Annotated in this window: 21 protein-coding genes and 1 pseudogene; 17 read left to right on the top strand and 5 right to left on the bottom strand. The window is 29.7% G+C overall.

Annotation, left to right across the window (positions count from 1 at the left end; genetic code table 11):
- Window positions 1-141: 141 nt before the first annotated feature.
- The 3 genes from namA (at window position 142) to B8978_RS19645 (ending at window position 2,513) form a co-directional block, all read left to right on the top strand.
- Entirely contained in the window at window positions 142-1,158 is a 1,017-nt protein-coding gene (namA, locus tag B8978_RS01420) for an NADPH dehydrogenase NamA (protein WP_084113496.1), read from the top strand.
- A 169-nt stretch (window positions 1,159-1,327) separates the two neighbouring features.
- Entirely contained in the window at window positions 1,328-2,137 is an 810-nt protein-coding gene (locus B8978_RS01415; RefSeq protein ID WP_084113495.1) for an alpha/beta fold hydrolase, read from the top strand.
- Window positions 2,138-2,354: 217 nt separating this feature from the next.
- Complete coding sequence (locus tag B8978_RS19645) at window positions 2,355-2,513, top strand: hypothetical protein (RefSeq protein ID WP_176212576.1); 159 nt, start codon at window positions 2,355-2,357, stop codon at window positions 2,511-2,513.
- A 28-nt stretch (window positions 2,514-2,541) separates the two neighbouring features.
- On the opposite strand, the gene B8978_RS01410 is transcribed toward B8978_RS19645, so the two are convergent.
- Window positions 2,542-2,706: an aspartyl-phosphate phosphatase Spo0E family protein gene (locus B8978_RS01410; RefSeq protein WP_084113494.1), complete on the bottom strand. Its 165-nt coding sequence runs from the start codon at window positions 2,704-2,706 to the stop codon at window positions 2,542-2,544.
- 209 nt (window positions 2,707-2,915) lie between these two features.
- On the opposite strand from B8978_RS01410, the gene B8978_RS01405 reads away from it, so the two are divergent.
- Window positions 2,916-3,095: a hypothetical protein gene (locus tag B8978_RS01405; protein WP_084113493.1), complete on the top strand. Its 180-nt coding sequence runs from the start codon at window positions 2,916-2,918 to the stop codon at window positions 3,093-3,095.
- A 99-nt stretch (window positions 3,096-3,194) separates the two neighbouring features.
- Here the strand turns inward: B8978_RS01405 and B8978_RS01400 are convergent.
- The 4 genes and pseudogenes from B8978_RS01400 to B8978_RS01385 form a co-directional block, all read right to left on the bottom strand.
- Window positions 3,195-3,491, bottom strand: a pseudogene (locus tag B8978_RS01400) (FAD-dependent oxidoreductase); the annotation flags it as partial.
- Window positions 3,445-5,133 (bottom strand): recombinase family protein, encoded by a 1,689-nt coding sequence (locus B8978_RS01395; protein WP_084113491.1) that lies wholly within the window; start codon window positions 5,131-5,133, stop codon window positions 3,445-3,447. The pseudogene B8978_RS01400 and the gene B8978_RS01395, both read right to left, overlap by 47 nt.
- 70 nt (window positions 5,134-5,203) lie before the next feature.
- On the bottom strand, window positions 5,204-5,650 hold the full coding sequence (locus tag B8978_RS01390; RefSeq protein ID WP_242950453.1) for an XRE family transcriptional regulator: 447 nt from the start codon (window positions 5,648-5,650) through the stop codon (window positions 5,204-5,206).
- A gap of 24 nt (window positions 5,651-5,674) precedes the next feature.
- Entirely contained in the window at window positions 5,675-6,097 is a 423-nt protein-coding gene (locus B8978_RS01385; protein WP_084113490.1) for a helix-turn-helix domain-containing protein, read from the bottom strand.
- 236 nt (window positions 6,098-6,333) lie between these two features.
- Here B8978_RS01385 and B8978_RS01380 point away from each other — a divergent pair, with 236 nt between their 5' ends.
- The 13 genes from B8978_RS01380 (at window position 6,334) to B8978_RS01335 (ending at window position 14,448) form a co-directional block, all read left to right on the top strand.
- Window positions 6,334-6,546: a helix-turn-helix transcriptional regulator gene (locus B8978_RS01380; protein WP_176212575.1), complete on the top strand. Its 213-nt coding sequence runs from the start codon at window positions 6,334-6,336 to the stop codon at window positions 6,544-6,546.
- 94 nt (window positions 6,547-6,640) lie between these two features.
- Window positions 6,641-6,805: a hypothetical protein gene (locus tag B8978_RS19640; protein ID WP_176212574.1), complete on the top strand. Its 165-nt coding sequence runs from the start codon at window positions 6,641-6,643 to the stop codon at window positions 6,803-6,805.
- 22 nt (window positions 6,806-6,827) lie between these two features.
- Window positions 6,828-7,004, top strand: a complete 177-nt coding sequence (locus tag B8978_RS19635; RefSeq protein ID WP_176212573.1) for a hypothetical protein — start codon at window positions 6,828-6,830, stop codon at window positions 7,002-7,004.
- Window positions 6,967-7,122, top strand: coding sequence for an aspartyl-phosphate phosphatase Spo0E family protein (locus B8978_RS01375; protein WP_084113488.1), 156 nt, complete (start codon window positions 6,967-6,969; stop codon window positions 7,120-7,122). Before B8978_RS19635 ends, B8978_RS01375 begins: the two co-directional genes overlap by 38 nt.
- Complete coding sequence (locus tag B8978_RS01370) at window positions 7,110-7,379, top strand: hypothetical protein (RefSeq protein ID WP_084113487.1); 270 nt, start codon at window positions 7,110-7,112, stop codon at window positions 7,377-7,379. Before B8978_RS01375 ends, B8978_RS01370 begins: the two co-directional genes overlap by 13 nt.
- Window positions 7,380-7,470: 91 nt before the next feature.
- The gene (locus tag B8978_RS01365) at window positions 7,471-9,444 is read left to right on the top strand and encodes an AAA family ATPase (RefSeq protein WP_084113486.1); all 1,974 of its coding nucleotides are present in this window, start codon (window positions 7,471-7,473) and stop codon (window positions 9,442-9,444) included.
- Entirely contained in the window at window positions 9,434-10,369 is a 936-nt protein-coding gene (locus tag B8978_RS01360; RefSeq protein ID WP_084113485.1) for a recombinase RecT, read from the top strand. The genes B8978_RS01365 and B8978_RS01360 overlap by 11 nt, the downstream gene beginning before the upstream one ends.
- Window positions 10,369-11,109 (top strand): MBL fold metallo-hydrolase, encoded by a 741-nt coding sequence (locus B8978_RS01355; RefSeq protein ID WP_084113484.1) that lies wholly within the window; start codon window positions 10,369-10,371, stop codon window positions 11,107-11,109. Before B8978_RS01360 ends, B8978_RS01355 begins: the two co-directional genes overlap by 1 nt.
- 14 nt (window positions 11,110-11,123) lie before the next feature.
- Window positions 11,124-11,963, top strand: a complete 840-nt coding sequence (locus B8978_RS01350; RefSeq protein ID WP_084113483.1) for a hypothetical protein — start codon at window positions 11,124-11,126, stop codon at window positions 11,961-11,963.
- A gap of 4 nt (window positions 11,964-11,967) precedes the next feature.
- Window positions 11,968-12,111: a hypothetical protein gene (locus tag B8978_RS19630; protein WP_176212554.1), complete on the top strand. Its 144-nt coding sequence runs from the start codon at window positions 11,968-11,970 to the stop codon at window positions 12,109-12,111.
- Between the two features lie 200 nt (window positions 12,112-12,311).
- Window positions 12,312-12,734 carry a DUF1064 domain-containing protein gene (locus B8978_RS01345; RefSeq protein ID WP_084113482.1) on the top strand — a complete coding sequence of 141 codons (423 nt, stop codon included), beginning with the start codon at window positions 12,312-12,314 and terminating at the stop codon, window positions 12,732-12,734.
- On the top strand, window positions 12,718-13,131 hold the full coding sequence (locus tag B8978_RS01340; RefSeq protein ID WP_084113481.1) for a hypothetical protein: 414 nt from the start codon (window positions 12,718-12,720) through the stop codon (window positions 13,129-13,131). The genes B8978_RS01345 and B8978_RS01340 overlap by 17 nt, the downstream gene beginning before the upstream one ends.
- A gap of 105 nt (window positions 13,132-13,236) precedes the next feature.
- Window positions 13,237-14,448, top strand: a complete 1,212-nt coding sequence (locus B8978_RS01335; RefSeq protein ID WP_423236702.1) for a DNA cytosine methyltransferase — start codon at window positions 13,237-13,239, stop codon at window positions 14,446-14,448.
- Window positions 14,449-14,529 lie beyond the last annotated feature (81 nt).

The raw sequence follows: 14,529 nt of genomic DNA, 5'->3' as shown, positions 1-14,529 counted from the left end.
ATAACTCCTCTCACCTGTTTATTAATCACATTACTTACTTTTTTGAAATTATATGATAAAAACATCACTACTTTTCAAAGTATAGTATATAAAATATAATAAAAATATGCAAGAGAATTTAAATAAAAGGAGATTGAATTTATGAATATTTTTAAAGAGTATAATTTAAAAAATACTAATTTAAGGAACAGGATTGTTATGCCACCAATGTGTATGTATTCATCTGATGATAAAGGACTGGCTAATGAATTCCATTACAATCACTATGTTACAAGAGCTATCGGTGGAGTGGGTCTCATAATATTGGAGTCTACTGGAGTAGTTAGTAATGGTAGAACAACAGATAATGATTTAGGAATTTGGGATGATTCACAAATAGAAGGACTAAACAATATTGTTAATGGAGTTAAAAAATATGGTGCTAAAGTTGCTATTCAATTGAATCATGCTGGAAGAAAATATACAGGAGCCGCTGGTGAAGTTGTGGCTCCAAGTGCCATAAGATTCGATGAGGAGAGTGTATTACCTAAAGAGTTAAGCAAAAATCAAATTAAAGAAATTATATTAAGCTTTAAAGAAGCAGCTAAAAGAGCCAATAAAGCTGGATTCGATGCTATAGAAATACATGCAGCTCATGGATATTTGATACATCAATTTTTGTCACCACTATCAAACGTAAGAACTGATGAGTATGGAGGAAATATAAAAAATAGAACTAGGTTTCTTAAAGAGATACTACAAGCTGTAAGTGAAGTTTGGCCGAAGGAAAAGCCAATTTTACTTAGAGTATCAGCTTATGATTATAAAGAAGGTGGAATAGACTTAGATAACATGGTAAACATCATAAACCATGTCAAAGAAAATTTAGATATGGTACATGTAAGTACAGGTGGCTTGGTACCTGCAAAAATAGATATCTACCATGGATATCAAGTTAAGTTCTCGGATACAATAAAAAACAAATGCCATGTTCCTACAATTGCTGTTGGTTTGATAACAGATGCTAATATGGCTGAAGAAATAATATCAAACGATAGAGCAGATTTAGTCGCATTTGGTAGAGAACTTTTGAGAAATCCATATTTAATATTAAATGAGGCTAAAGTTAGAAATTTAGATATAAATTATCCGGAACAATACAAGGCTGCCTTTAATTAGAAATAAATCTAAACATATTGGTTTATGATTTTAAAAACTAATAAAACAATAAAAGCAGGGGGAGTATAATTTTTTATTATGCCCCTCTGTTTTTACATATCTATGAATAGAACTAATATTTAGAAATATACTGTATAAGTATAACTATTTAAATATTGGAGGTATATTTGTGGGGTATTATGTTAAAGTTCAACCAAATGTAAAAGTTTATGTAGAGGATCTTAATCCTGAAGGAGATAATACTATTGTATTTTTACACGGTTGGCCTGGAAGTCATAATTTATTTGAATATCAATTTAATGAACTACCTAAAAAAGGATATAGATGCATTGGCATTGATCAAAGAGGATTTGGACAATCAGATAGACCATTTTCAGGTTATGATTACAATACATTATCTGATGATGTTTATTGTGTAATTAAAGCATTAAATTTAAAAACATTCACATTATTAGGTCACTCAACAGGAGGAGCTATTGCAGTTAAATACATGGCTAGGCATAAAGAAGAGGGCGTATCTAAATTAGTTCTATGTTCAGCCGCAGCACCAAGCCTCATAAAACGTCCTAACTTTCCTTATGGTGTAAACAAAGAAATTGTAACAAATATTATTAAGGAAACATATGTGGATCGCCCTAAAATGTTAAGTGATTTTGGAGAGATATTTTTCTTCCAGTATATTACCGAATCATTTGCAGACTGGTTTTTACAGTTAGGCCTACAAGCTGCAGGATGGGCCACAGCTGCAGTTGCAAACACTTGGATACGTGAAGAATTATTTTCTGATTTAGCAAAAATAAATGTTACAACGTTAATTCTTCATGGTATTCATGATAAAGTTGTGCCATTTAAATTAGGTGAGATACAAAATAAAAGTATTAAAAATTCAAAACTTATACCTTTTAAGTACAGCGGACATGCAGTTTTTTATGATGAGAAGGATAGATTTAATGAAGAATTAGTTAAATTTATACAATGATAAAATTCAATTAAAATAATATTTACAAATAATGGAATAAATGATATATTTATATAGTGATTTGAAATTTAAATGAATTATTTTATTAACAAAATTATAAAAAACTATTTAATAAGGTTATGAAACAAATAGAAAAATCAACAATTCTATTTTAAATATTGTTACATTATGATATTATAAATATATGTTTAGGTTTATTATTAGGGGGATGCTTGTTTTGGAAAATGATGTTAAAAAATATGAAAACGATATAAAAAATCTTTGTAATGATATGATATATTTATTAGATAAACTAAAATTTAAAGGTATGATAGATAATGATGAATATGAAAAAAATATATATGAAAAGAAAAAATTTTTAGATAAAAATTCATGAATAAGGAAAAAAATACGTGAAGATAAAATCAACTACAATAATCTGTTTTATCTTCACACAAATAATATTTTTCAATAAGTTTGTCCAATTCTTCGCTTAATCTAACTATCTTATCTTTTGTAAGGTTTGTATCATCTAATGTCATAGTATTCAGCTCATCTCGTAGAACTTCTATTGAATTTTTTATATTCATAAGTATCAAATCCTTTATTTTATATAAATTTAAGTAATACAATTTTAATATATTATGTAAAAAAAAGCAACAAAATATTATAATTACTTATTAAGTATATGATTAAATTATGTCAATTCCAACTCTATTGAATATAATATTAATGTTACAGAAATAAAAACTATAATTTATAAGGTGTTACTTAAATTTGTAATATTGAGGTGCCACATATGAAAAAAAATGGAGTTCACACTATAATTGTATTGGTTATTGTTATTATAATATTTTTAATGATTTTATCTAAAAATAATGGTAAACCTATAATTATTAAAATAGATAAAAACCATTTAGTAGAAATTGATGAAAAAGATATAAATGTTACAGATACCACAATTACAGATTTAGTTTAGTTGAATCTAATATAAATAGCTGTTTTAGAACATGTGTAGAAATTAAATAACCGCACACTAGTTTAAGATTAGTGTACGGTTATCTGATTTTAAACCTTTTTACAACAATTTTTCACTAAAAATATTAGTAAGATTCAACTTTTCAATTTTACGCTTGATTTCAATTTCATCAGTTGTATAAAGATTTAATTCTTTCATTCTTTCAAAATATATTGATCCTGCAAAGGTAAATCGTTTCCTTCTTCCTTCTTGGGAAATCATCATATAATTTGCAAATTCAATAATATCTCCTATAACTGTATTTCTTGGTAAAATTAAAGGAGGCATACCTAAAGCACTTCTAACTGCATTATGGCCAGCAAGAGATCCTGTAGCAATAGCTTCTGCTTGACTTACTAAAGTGCAACAATTTATTAATGTCTATCGGATTAAATTTTACTTTTTTTTTACGCATTCCCCATAGAGTAATATCTATATTGCCAGTATCACCATCCCATGTAACTTCATCCAATATGCTGTTTAAAACTAGCTTCTTTTCCTCAACATCAAGTGAATCAATAATAGAAACTTTTTTTAGCAATTCAAGCATAAGATCTATGTTCATATCACTTTGTATAAAATCATTTTTGGTATCTTTTATTTCATTTTCAGATAATTTCAATGCTTTGATTTCTTTATCTAAAGTATTTATTTGAGGAATTATATATTCACTAATACTGGGATTTAGCGAAAGTTGATCAACTAAATTTTCAATCTGAGATTTTTTATTCTTTATATTTTTTTGTGTGTTTTCAAGTGCAAATGACGCAGTATCAGATATATCAAGATTTTCTTTAAAAGCTTTAAGTTCCTTTAAAATTAAGCCTTTGTCAGAAGAAATTTCTTCTATTTTTTTAATTAATACTTTTTCAAGTTCATCCGCACGTACGTTAGAATTATCACATCTTTTATTTCCACTGGCTTCTTTTAAAGAGCATTTATAATAAAATATTTTTTTACCATCCTTATCGGTTCTACCATGTATAACTTTCATTGAACTACCACATTTATGACATTTTAATATTCCGGTTAATAGAACATTGTTTGTTTTGCCCATTCTAGGGGCTTTTTCTTTATTTACGGCTAGTGTGTTTTGAACTTTTAACCATGTATAAGATTCAATTACACCTAGGTGTTTTGAAATGGCTGCAATCCATTCATCAGTATCTCTAAATGACTTAGTACCTTTTTTCTTATTGTATGTCAAAATGCCATGCTTTTTATCCGCATTTCCAGCAACAGTTATTCCTTGATCTTTAAAAAAAGATAAAACTTTATCATCTGCCTTTACATATGCTGGGTTTGTTAATACATCTTGAACAGTACGTTTATTCCAAATTGTATTACCTGTTTTACTTTTAATCATATTTTGTGTTAGATATTTTGTAACTTGACTTAAAGATTTAAATTCTAAATATTTGTCATAAATAAGATTAACTATTTTTAATTCTTCATTTTCAGGAGACAATTTAAACATTTTCTTTTCGTTCATTTCAGAATCAAAATATGATATAGCTTCGCTTTTAAAGCCTAGTGGTGTTTGACCACCAAGCCATCTACCAGTTTTTGCAAGTTCAAGCATATTATCTCGAACTCGTTCCGCAATAGTTTCACGCTCAAGTTGTGCGAATACTGAAGCTATGTACATCATAGCCCTGCCCATTGGAGTTGTTGTGTCAAATTGCTCTCTAATACTTATGAAACCTAATCCTAAATCTTGCAATTCATTAATTAGACTAGAAAAGTCAGCTATATTTCTGCTTATACGATCTAATCTATAACATATTATTGTATCAAATTTTCTTTCTCTTGCATCACTCAAAAGTTTTTGAAAGTTTGGTCTATCTATATTTTTACCAGAAAAGCCTTCATCTTCGTATACAATAAATTCTGTTATGCCTAAATTCAATGCATAATTTTTACACAGCTCAATTTGATTTTCTATAGATTCACCTTTACCAGTGAATTTACTTTTTCTACTATAAATTGCAGCTTTCAAATTTATTACTCCCTTTAAAAATTATTCTTATTTTAATATTCTTAGAAATAAATCGTAAATTTAATATTTGTCAATTTTTAAACTTATATTCAATTAACTTTTTTGGAACTTGATAATAAGACGACAACTGCTGTAAGTTCATATATTTACACTCAAAACTTATTTCATTTGGTAATAATAATATCGCTGCAAATCTATCAGCCTCAGCTTCATATCTATCTTTTATTTGCAACTTGTTTTCAATAAAAAATCCAATTGACAAGTCAGTGTGCAAAATAGCATGTCCTAATTCATGAGCACATATATATTTAGATTCAGAATCATTTAATCCATTATGTATGTGAATTAGCTCATAATTATTATAGGTTCTTTGAAAAAATCCTTTTATTTCATTTCCAAGATTAGATTTTATTACTTTTATATTCAAATAATCACAAAGTTCAAATGGGTTATTTGTTCCGTATGTATCAACTAATCTCAGTATTGTATCATGAATGTATTTATTTGTATCAATCACAAATTAACCCCCAATCCTTGAGAATTACTTATCTTTAAGTTTCTCCTTCTCTTGCTGTTGTTCAGCGTAGGCTAACCCCATTTTTATTGCATTTGCTAAAGCAATTTTACTTTCATCTGAAAGTAATTTGCCATTTAACATTAAACCCGGTTGTGAAAGAATGATTTCCATAGCTTCTTTAATATCTGTAATTTTAGAAACTGCATTCTTTTCTTTGTTAAAATCAGGGTTATTGATTTTATTGTTGGGATTACTTTCTTCTAAAAATTCACTAGCAGGAACTCCAAGTGCTGACGCTAGGGTTTTTAATTTTTCTATACTTGGAGTACGGCGATCATTTTCAATATCAGATATGAAAGATAGAGAAATTCCACTTTTTTCAGATAATTCTTTCAACGTAAGTTTTTGTTCAGTCCTAAAAGCACGTAGTTTTTTTGATATTTTCATTTAAATTGACCTCCTGTTTAAATATATAACCATTATATTTTTTTACGCTCTTGGTGTAAATCCTCACATTAAGTCTAAATCTTTAAAAAACAGAGAAATACGCCGATAGAGTAAGAATATGTAGCTTAATCTTAGTTTTTAGGCTTGTAGCGTAAAATATAAAGAAATCTTCACTTGCTATTACGCTTTGTGCGTATTACAATTTACTCATGAGGCGTAGAAAAAGGAGTGATAATATGGATGATATTATAAAAGAGAAATTTAAAGACGCTCTTATTATAGCTAGAAAGAGTAAGGATATGTCACAGACTGATTTAGCAAAATTTATAAATAAGAGTACATCTTTAGTTTGTGACATAGAAAAAGGTAGAAAGAAACCAAGCATGCCAGTTATGGTTGAAATAGCTAAAGTATTAGAAATATCGTTGGATAGTACATTTTTAAAATAAAATTACGCTATAAGCGTTAGAAACAAAGCTAATCAATAATTAGTAATAGGACAATCAATTTAAAACATAAAAACTATTAGAGGGAGGCGGTGATATGCACAGTAAAATTAGATCAGTTACTATGGAAATCCCAAAAGATATGTTTGAATTACAAGAAAGATATTCGAAGGCAATTGTAAAAATACTTGTAAAAAGGTTATCACCGAAGCAACTTAATGAATTCATAGATAAAGCTATCAATATGAGCAAGCAATTGTAATTATTAGAAGGGAGGAGTAAGAGTGAGTAACTTAAAGACAATTAAAGTTAAAAAGCAGCTTAGGTATGATTTTGACCATGAACATATATATGAGACAAAAACAGGTAACACAGTATCAGAAATGAGTTTTGAAGAAGTATTAAATAAAATTTTGAAGGAGAATGAAGACATTGGAAAAATTGAGGGAGGAGCTTTATAACTGCATTGAAAAGTTTGGATTAAATGACCCAAGAACCATAGCGAAATCACAAGAACTGGACAAGCCTATTGTAAAAATACAAAAAATTATTTGGAGGAATAAATCATGTGTAAAATAGTTAAAAAATTAAATAAAAAACTTATCGCTGCATTAGAAGAGAATGTTGAACTGAGAAAAAAGAATTTAGGTCTTGAGGAGGTTTGTGAAAGTTTTGCATTAACTAAAATGAAATTAATTATGAAAATTAAGCAGCTTGAAAAAAATCAAATTACGAATTCAGTTAAAGGTAAACATACATTTGTAAATTTCTCAGGTACGTCAAGTGAACTTTCAAGGTATTTAAAAAAGTTGATGCAAGAAACTGAAGGTAAATAAAAAAAGAACTCTCGCCAAAGAGTTCAAAAATAAAAAATCTCAAATACATTCTATTACAGAATGTAGAAAAAATCAAATGGGGGGATAGAAATTGAGTAAAACAATATTTTTAAAACAATTATCACTTAAGAACTTCAAAGGTATTAAGGATTTGACAATAGATTTTTCAAAGATAACAGATATCTATGGAGAAAATGGAACAGGTAAAACAACCATATTTGATGCTTTCACATGGTTGTTATTCGATAAAGATAGTCAAGATCGTAGTAAATTTGATGTGCATCCATTAGATGGTAACAATAATGTAATTCACATGCTTGAGACAGAAGTGTCCGCTGTGGTTGAAATAGATAGCATAAAAACAGTATTGAAAAAAGTTTTAAGTGAAAAATGGGTTAAAAAACGTGGAGAAGTTGAAGCAGAGCTTAAAGGAACAGAATCATCTTATTATGTGGATGAAGTCCCATTTAAGCAAGGGGAATACAAAAGCAAAATCAAGGAAATTACTGGTGATGAAGATATTTTTAAACTATTAACAAATCCACTATATTTTAGCCTAGGACTTAAATGGCAAGACAGAAGAAAAATAATTTTTGACTTAAATGGTGATGTAAGTATTGAAGATGTTATTAACTATAACGATAAGCTCGCAGAGTTAAGCAAGCTGCTTAAACCAAATGAAGATATGGACAGCTTAAGTAAAAGAGTTAAGGCACAGAAAGCAAAATTAAAAAAGGATAAGGAATCAATACCTGCTAGAGTAGACGAACTTAATAGAACTATGAGAAATGATATTGATTTTAATATTCAGGAATCCAATAAAAAGACAATTCTTTTAAACATAAATGCATTGGATGAAAAAATTCTTGATAGCAGTAAAGTTAATGAAGAAGTGCTAAATAAAAAGAAGCAGGTTTATGATTTGAAAGCTAAACTCAATGATATGGAATATGATTTGAAGTCTAAGGCACAAGAACCATTAAATAATTTGAATCAGCAGCTAAGAGATATTGAAAGAAATATATATGATGCTCAAAGTAAAGTGGACAGAACTATGGATAAGATAAAAGCTAAAGATAAAAATATTCCAATAATTGAAAATTCAATAGCTACTTTAAAAAAGCAATGGTATGAGGTAAATGATGAAGTATTAGAGTTTGATGAAAATGAATTTATATGCCCCACTTGTAAAAGACCATTTGAAGCTGATGATATAGAAATCAAGAAGCAAGAAATGACAGATAACTTTAATCAATCTAAAGCAGAAAGAAAAAAGCAAATCAATGAAAAAGGTAAAGCTAAGAGTAATGAGTTAGAAGAGCTTAAAACTGAAATAACACAACTTAAACAGAGATTTGAAACATATGATAAGGAGCTTACTGAACTTGTGTCACATAAATCCGAGGTTAATAAGCAAATATTAGAATTTAAGCCTAGTGTGGACTTTAATAACAATAAGGAATATCAAGAACTTATGCAGCAGATTAGTGACTTAGAATCAGAAATAGATACTCCTTCAACTGTAGATAATCAAGTACAAGAACTTAAGCACCAAAAAGCTAATTTTGAAATTGAATTAGGTGGTATTAATAATTTAATTGCATATAAAGAACAAAATATAAAGCTTAAAGAAAGAATAGATGAACTTCAAGCAGAAGAAAAAAGGTTGGCACAATTAATTGCAGACCTTGAAAAGCAAGAATATCTTACAGAAGAATTTATTAAGACTAAGGTTGAGCTCTTGGAATCAAGCATTAACAACAAATTTAAATATGTGAAGTTTAAGCTGTTTGATATACAGAAAAATGGTGGATTGAATGAATCATGTGAGGCTCTAATTGATGGAGTACCTTTCAGTAATGCGAATACAGCTTCACAGTATAATGCTGGAATTGATATTATAAATGCTTTATCAGAGTTTTATGGAGTACAAGCACCTATATTCATAGATAATAGAGAATCAGTTAATCAGATCATAGAAAGCAATTCACAAATAGTAAATTTAATAGTGTCTAAGGATAAAAAATTAAGAATTGAAAGTGAGGGAATATGGAATGACAAATAGTATTCAAAGTACCGATAATAAAGCATTAACAACTCAAGAAAAAAATGTGACGGAGGAAGTTTTAAGTAGAGTAAATGATTTAAGTAAAAAAGGTGAATTAATTGTACCACATGGATATAGTGCTGCCAATGCCCTTAAAAGTGCGTGGCTCTTGCTTCAAGAAACGGTGGATAGAAATCAAAAAGGTGCATTGCAAGTATGTTCAAAATCTACTATAGCAAATTCACTTTTAGACATGGTTATACAAGGTTTAAGTCCAGCAAAAAAGCAATGTTACTTTGTAGTTTACGGTAACAAACTACAACTCATGAGAAGTTACATGGGTACTGTTGCAGTTACTAAAAGACTTAAGGGAATAAAAGATGTAAAAGCTTATTGCATATATGAAGGCGACGAGTTTGAACAGGAATATGATCTAAATACAGCTACTTTAAAGATAACTAAGTTTAATCCTAAGTTTGAAAATATAGATATAACAAAAATAAAAGGAGCCTTTGCAGTAATACTAGGTGAAAACGGTCCAATATATACTGAAGTAATGAATATTAATCAAATAAAGAAAGCTTGGGGACAAGGTGTGGCATATAAAAGTGGTAAGTCAACAGCACATAATAACTTTGCTGAAGAAATGGCTAAGAAATCAGTGATTAATAGAGCTTGTAAAATGTTTGCTAATACCTCAGATGATAGTGATATTTTAATTGAAGCTTTCAACAATTCAGATGAAAAGCAATATGACGAGGATAAATTAATTAATAATGTTGAAGCCGAGGTTGAGGAAGAAATCAAAGAAAAAGGCAATTCTAAGAAGATTGATATTGAAGCTCCAAAGGAAAATGTAATTGATGTTGAAGAAGTTCAAAAGGTAGAAGAAAATTCAGAAGCAGTTATGCAGCAAACTAAGATGGAAGGACCAGCATTCTAATGAAATTGAAAGTATTGGGGAGTGGTAGTAGTGGAAACTGCTACGTACTCCAAAATGAAAAGGAAACTTTAATTATAGAATGTGGATTGCCTTATAAAACTATCTTAAAAGGCTTAAATTTCAATTTGATTAGTGTGGTTGGGTGTTTAGTCACTCATGAACATAAAGACCATTCTAAGGCTATAAGTGAGGTATTAAACAACGGAATTGATGTCTATACAAGTCAAGGGACTATGAAGGAATATTTGCAACAAGAGTATGCATTAAATATGAATTATAGATTTAAACTTATAAAGTCAAGAGAACAGTTCAATATAGGAAATTTTATAGTTCTTCCTTTTAAAGTACAGCATGACGTAGCAGAACCACTTGGATTTTTAATACATCATAAAGAATTTGGTAAGTTATTATTCATAACTGATAGTTACTATTGCCAGTATGAATTCAATGGACTAATTCACATAATGATTGAATGCAACTATTCAAGTGAAATACTTGAAAACAACTTTAAAAAAGGAGTAACACATAACAGCTTAAGAGATAGACTTTTAAAGTCACATTTCAGCTTAGAACATGTAAAAGAATTTTTAAAGGAAACAGATTTAAGGCAAGTAAAAGAAATTACATTATTGCATCTTAGTGACAGTAATAGTAATGATTTGGAATTTAAGGAAGAGATTGAAAAATTAACAGGCATACCGACATACATTGCAGATAAAGGTTTGGAACTGGAATTATAAAGGAGCAAATAGGCATGGGAGAAGGCAAAGGTTGGATAAGCTTATATAGAAAAATTCAAGATAGTTGGTTATGGCAGGAGAAACCATTTGATAAAGCTCATGCATGGATAGACCTTCTCCTGTCAGCCAATCATCAAGACAAAAAAATATTGTTTGATAGCAATTTAATTGCAGTTGAAAGAGGGCAATTTATAACATCAATAAGGAAGTTATGTGACAAATGGGGGTGGAGTAATTCAAAAGTAAAAAGGTTTTTAGAATTACTGTCAGACGATAAAATGATTATCTATAAAAGCGACGCTAAAAAAACCACTATAAATATAGTAAATTACGAACTTTACCAAGATATGAACATCACTAAAAACGTCACAGAAACATCACTGAAACGTCATTCAAGCACCACTGAAGCGTCACAGAAACATACAAACAATAATGATAATAATGAGAACAATGATAATAATGATAATAAGTATAGTCAAAACTCAAATGAGTTCCGACTCTCTCAATATCTTTTTAACCATATTAAAGATAATAATCCTAGTGCTAAAGAACCTAATTTTGAAACATGGTTCAAGCACTTTGATTATATATTAAGAATTGATAAGAGGGATATTGAAGAAGTTAAACAGGTTATTAAATGGTGTCAACATGATAGCTTTTGGTATAAAAATATTTTAAGCCCTAATAAGTTACGCGAGAAATATGACACGTTAGTATTGCAGATGAATGATCCTAAGAAAAATATTAGTAGCAAGAATAAAGGGAAGATTACTAATTTTGCAGATTATCCAGGTCAAAGACATTATGACTATGACGACTTAGAAAAGAAGCTCTTAGGATGGGACAAGGAGTGAATTTATGAAAATAAAAGAGTTAACTGAGATAGAGCGTCTTGAACTTTCATTAAAATATAGCGTTTCAGAAAAACACAAGGAATCATTGATTAAAAGGATTAATAAACTAAAAAGTGGTCAATTAAATATGTTTGCAGAAAAGGAGTAAGAATGGATTTAAACTTTTGGATAGATGAAGTTATAAGACTTGTAAAGGACGGTATGAGTATTAGAAAAGCGTGTTTGCAAGTTAAAAGGTGGATGGAAGAGGTGAATCCATAAGAATATATAAAAAAATAATTATAAATTTTGATACTACTATAAATTCTAATTATCATATGATATTCAAATGAAAGAAGGCTAATAGAAATGAGTAAATATAAGTCACAAAAGATAACAATTGATGGGATTACATTTGCCAGTAAGGATGAAGCTAAATACTATCAGTTTCTTAAGCAAAGAAAAGCTAAAGGTGAAATATTAAATTTTGAGTTGCAACCTAAATTCATTATAATACCAAGCTTTAAATACAAAGGAAAAACTGAAAGAGCTGCAACATATACATTAGATTTTAAAGTTTATAACCTAGATGGAACTATAGAGTATATAGATGTAAAAGGATACGAGACACAGCAAGGCTCATTAAAATTCAAACAACTAAAATATATACATCAAGATTTAACGTTTAAATGGATAGCAAGAAGTTTAAAATATAGTGCTACTGGTTGGATGGATTATAAAGAATTACAAAAAAAGAGAAGGGAGAATAAAAAAAATGGACAAGATTGCTGAGAGAATAGATTTATCAAGTAAGGTATTGGAGATTGATATTTATAGTCCTATATTTCAAGAAATGCTGGATAACCTTAATACGGAGATAGAAAGGACCATAAAGAAGGTTTATGACAAGGATTTTGTAGGTGGAGAAATATCATTGAAATTAAATATTGAGATTCCAAAAGCATTTAAAGAGTTTCCTAAGAAAGATGAATTTGGGGAAATGACTGTAAAAACATATGCATATAGGAGACCAAGATTTGTTCATAAGGTAACAACTACTTTAAAAAAGCAGTTTAAACAGGAAGGCGAGTATGAGGCAGAAAGAGAAATCAAAGTTGATGACGACGGAAGATTTATTGCAGTACCAGTAGAAGATCCTCAGGTGAGTATGTTTGATGAGAATGAATAAATAGGTATGTGGGTTAAATGCTCAATGCAAAGATTATGTGCACAGGAGAGGTCATGCTATGTTGCTTACGTAATATGAATATGAAGTAGCAAAGAAGGTGAAATTTTGAGTAAAACATTTTTAGATTTTTTCGCTGGAATAGGTGGATTTAGACGAGGTATGGAAATGGCCGGACATAAGTGCTTAGGGCATTGCGAATGGGATAAGTATGCTAATAGAAGTTATAAAGTTATACATGAACTAAAGGAGGATGAATGGTTTGGAGAAGATATCAGAAAAGTACGAGCAGATGAATTGCCTAAATCAGATGTTTGGTGCTTCGGATTTCCATGTCAAGACATTAGCGTTGCCGGAAAGCAACTCGGATTCAATGGAAAGCGTTCGAGTTTGTTTTTCACAGTTACAAAACTTATTGCAGACCTCGAAGAAGAAGATAGACCCTCAACATTATTCATTGAGAACGTTAAAAACTTACTTAGTGTTAATGGGGGGATTGACTTCCTTAAACTTCTCATTGAATTGGATGAAATCGGGTACGATGCAGAGTGGCAAGTTCTCAACACTAAATATTTCGGATTACCACAAAACAGAGAAAGAGTGTTCATTATTGGACATATTAGAGGAAGAAGTAGACGAGAAGTATTTCCTATCGGAGGAATCAACAATAAAACTAATCTCAAACAATTAATACCTGGAAGTGATGCACAAAGGGTTTATGATAGCAATGGTATAGCAATGACATTAAAGGCTGAAGGTGGCGGTCAAGGTGCTAAAACAGGTTTAAATGCTGTTAATGTAAGCAGAAAATCAAATGCTAAATATACAGATGTTGCTAATTGTTTAATGGCTCGTGATTACAAAGGTATAGGAAATCAAGAAATGACCGCAGTAGCAGTATTAGCTCCAAATAGAATAGAGAAACGCCAAAACGGAAGAAGAATTAAAGAGCCAGGAGAATCAATGTTTACATTAACTGCACAAGATAGGCATGGGGTACTTATTAAAGAAGCTACGAAGCAAGGATATGCAGAAGCACACGAGGGAGATTCTATAAACTTAGAGCAACCCAATAGCAGTACTAGACGTGGAAGGGTTGGTAAAGAGGCGGCAAATACCTTAACAACATCATGCAACCAAGGAACTCTTATAGGCAGAAGAATAAGAAAATTAACTCCAAAAGAATGTTTTAGATTACAAGGTTGGAATGATGAAGATTTTGAAAAAGCAGCAAGTGTTTGTTCAGATAGCCAACTATACAAACAAGCAGGTAATGGGGTAACAGTAAATGTAATATACGAGATTGCGAAACGATTATGATTGGTTAAAACTGTACTTTGAAAATTGAATAATGCGGTGCTTGTAAATATAAATTCTTCAATATAGGACCTTAACATGATA

It is taken from the genome of Clostridium acidisoli DSM 12555, from assembly GCF_900176305.1.
Taxonomy (GTDB): Bacteria; Bacillota; Clostridia; order Clostridiales; family Clostridiaceae; genus Clostridium_I; species Clostridium_I acidisoli.
Note: the sequence above shows the minus strand (reverse complement) of the source record. Positions and strands in the feature narration are given on the sequence as shown.

What these genes read in the sequence shown, in the direction of transcription:
- B8978_RS01385 (WP_084113490.1), bottom strand. Translation starts at nt 6,097, where the DNA reads ATGAAAATATCAAAAAAACTACGTGCTTTTAGGACTGAACAAAAACTT.
- namA (WP_084113496.1), top strand. Translation starts at nt 142, where the DNA reads ATGAATATTTTTAAAGAGTATAATTTAAAAAATACTAATTTAAGGAAC.
- B8978_RS19630 (WP_176212554.1), top strand. Translation starts at nt 11,968, where the DNA reads ATGAAAATAAAAGAGTTAACTGAGATAGAGCGTCTTGAACTTTCATTA.
- B8978_RS01380 (WP_176212575.1), top strand. Translation starts at nt 6,334, where the DNA reads ATGGATGATATTATAAAAGAGAAATTTAAAGACGCTCTTATTATAGCT.
- B8978_RS01350 (WP_084113483.1), top strand. Translation starts at nt 11,124, where the DNA reads ATGGGAGAAGGCAAAGGTTGGATAAGCTTATATAGAAAAATTCAAGAT.
- B8978_RS01405 (WP_084113493.1), top strand. Translation starts at nt 2,916, where the DNA reads ATGAAAAAAAATGGAGTTCACACTATAATTGTATTGGTTATTGTTATT.
- B8978_RS01345 (WP_084113482.1), top strand. Translation starts at nt 12,312, where the DNA reads ATGAGTAAATATAAGTCACAAAAGATAACAATTGATGGGATTACATTT.
- B8978_RS01370 (WP_084113487.1), top strand. Translation starts at nt 7,110, where the DNA reads ATGTGTAAAATAGTTAAAAAATTAAATAAAAAACTTATCGCTGCATTA.
- B8978_RS01375 (WP_084113488.1), top strand. Translation starts at nt 6,967, where the DNA reads ATGAAGACATTGGAAAAATTGAGGGAGGAGCTTTATAACTGCATTGAA.
- B8978_RS01410 (WP_084113494.1), bottom strand. Translation starts at nt 2,706, where the DNA reads ATGAATATAAAAAATTCAATAGAAGTTCTACGAGATGAGCTGAATACT.
- B8978_RS19640 (WP_176212574.1), top strand. Translation starts at nt 6,641, where the DNA reads ATGCACAGTAAAATTAGATCAGTTACTATGGAAATCCCAAAAGATATG.
- B8978_RS01340 (WP_084113481.1), top strand. Translation starts at nt 12,718, where the DNA reads ATGGACAAGATTGCTGAGAGAATAGATTTATCAAGTAAGGTATTGGAG.
- B8978_RS01355 (WP_084113484.1), top strand. Translation starts at nt 10,369, where the DNA reads ATGAAATTGAAAGTATTGGGGAGTGGTAGTAGTGGAAACTGCTACGTA.
- B8978_RS01360 (WP_084113485.1), top strand. Translation starts at nt 9,434, where the DNA reads ATGACAAATAGTATTCAAAGTACCGATAATAAAGCATTAACAACTCAA.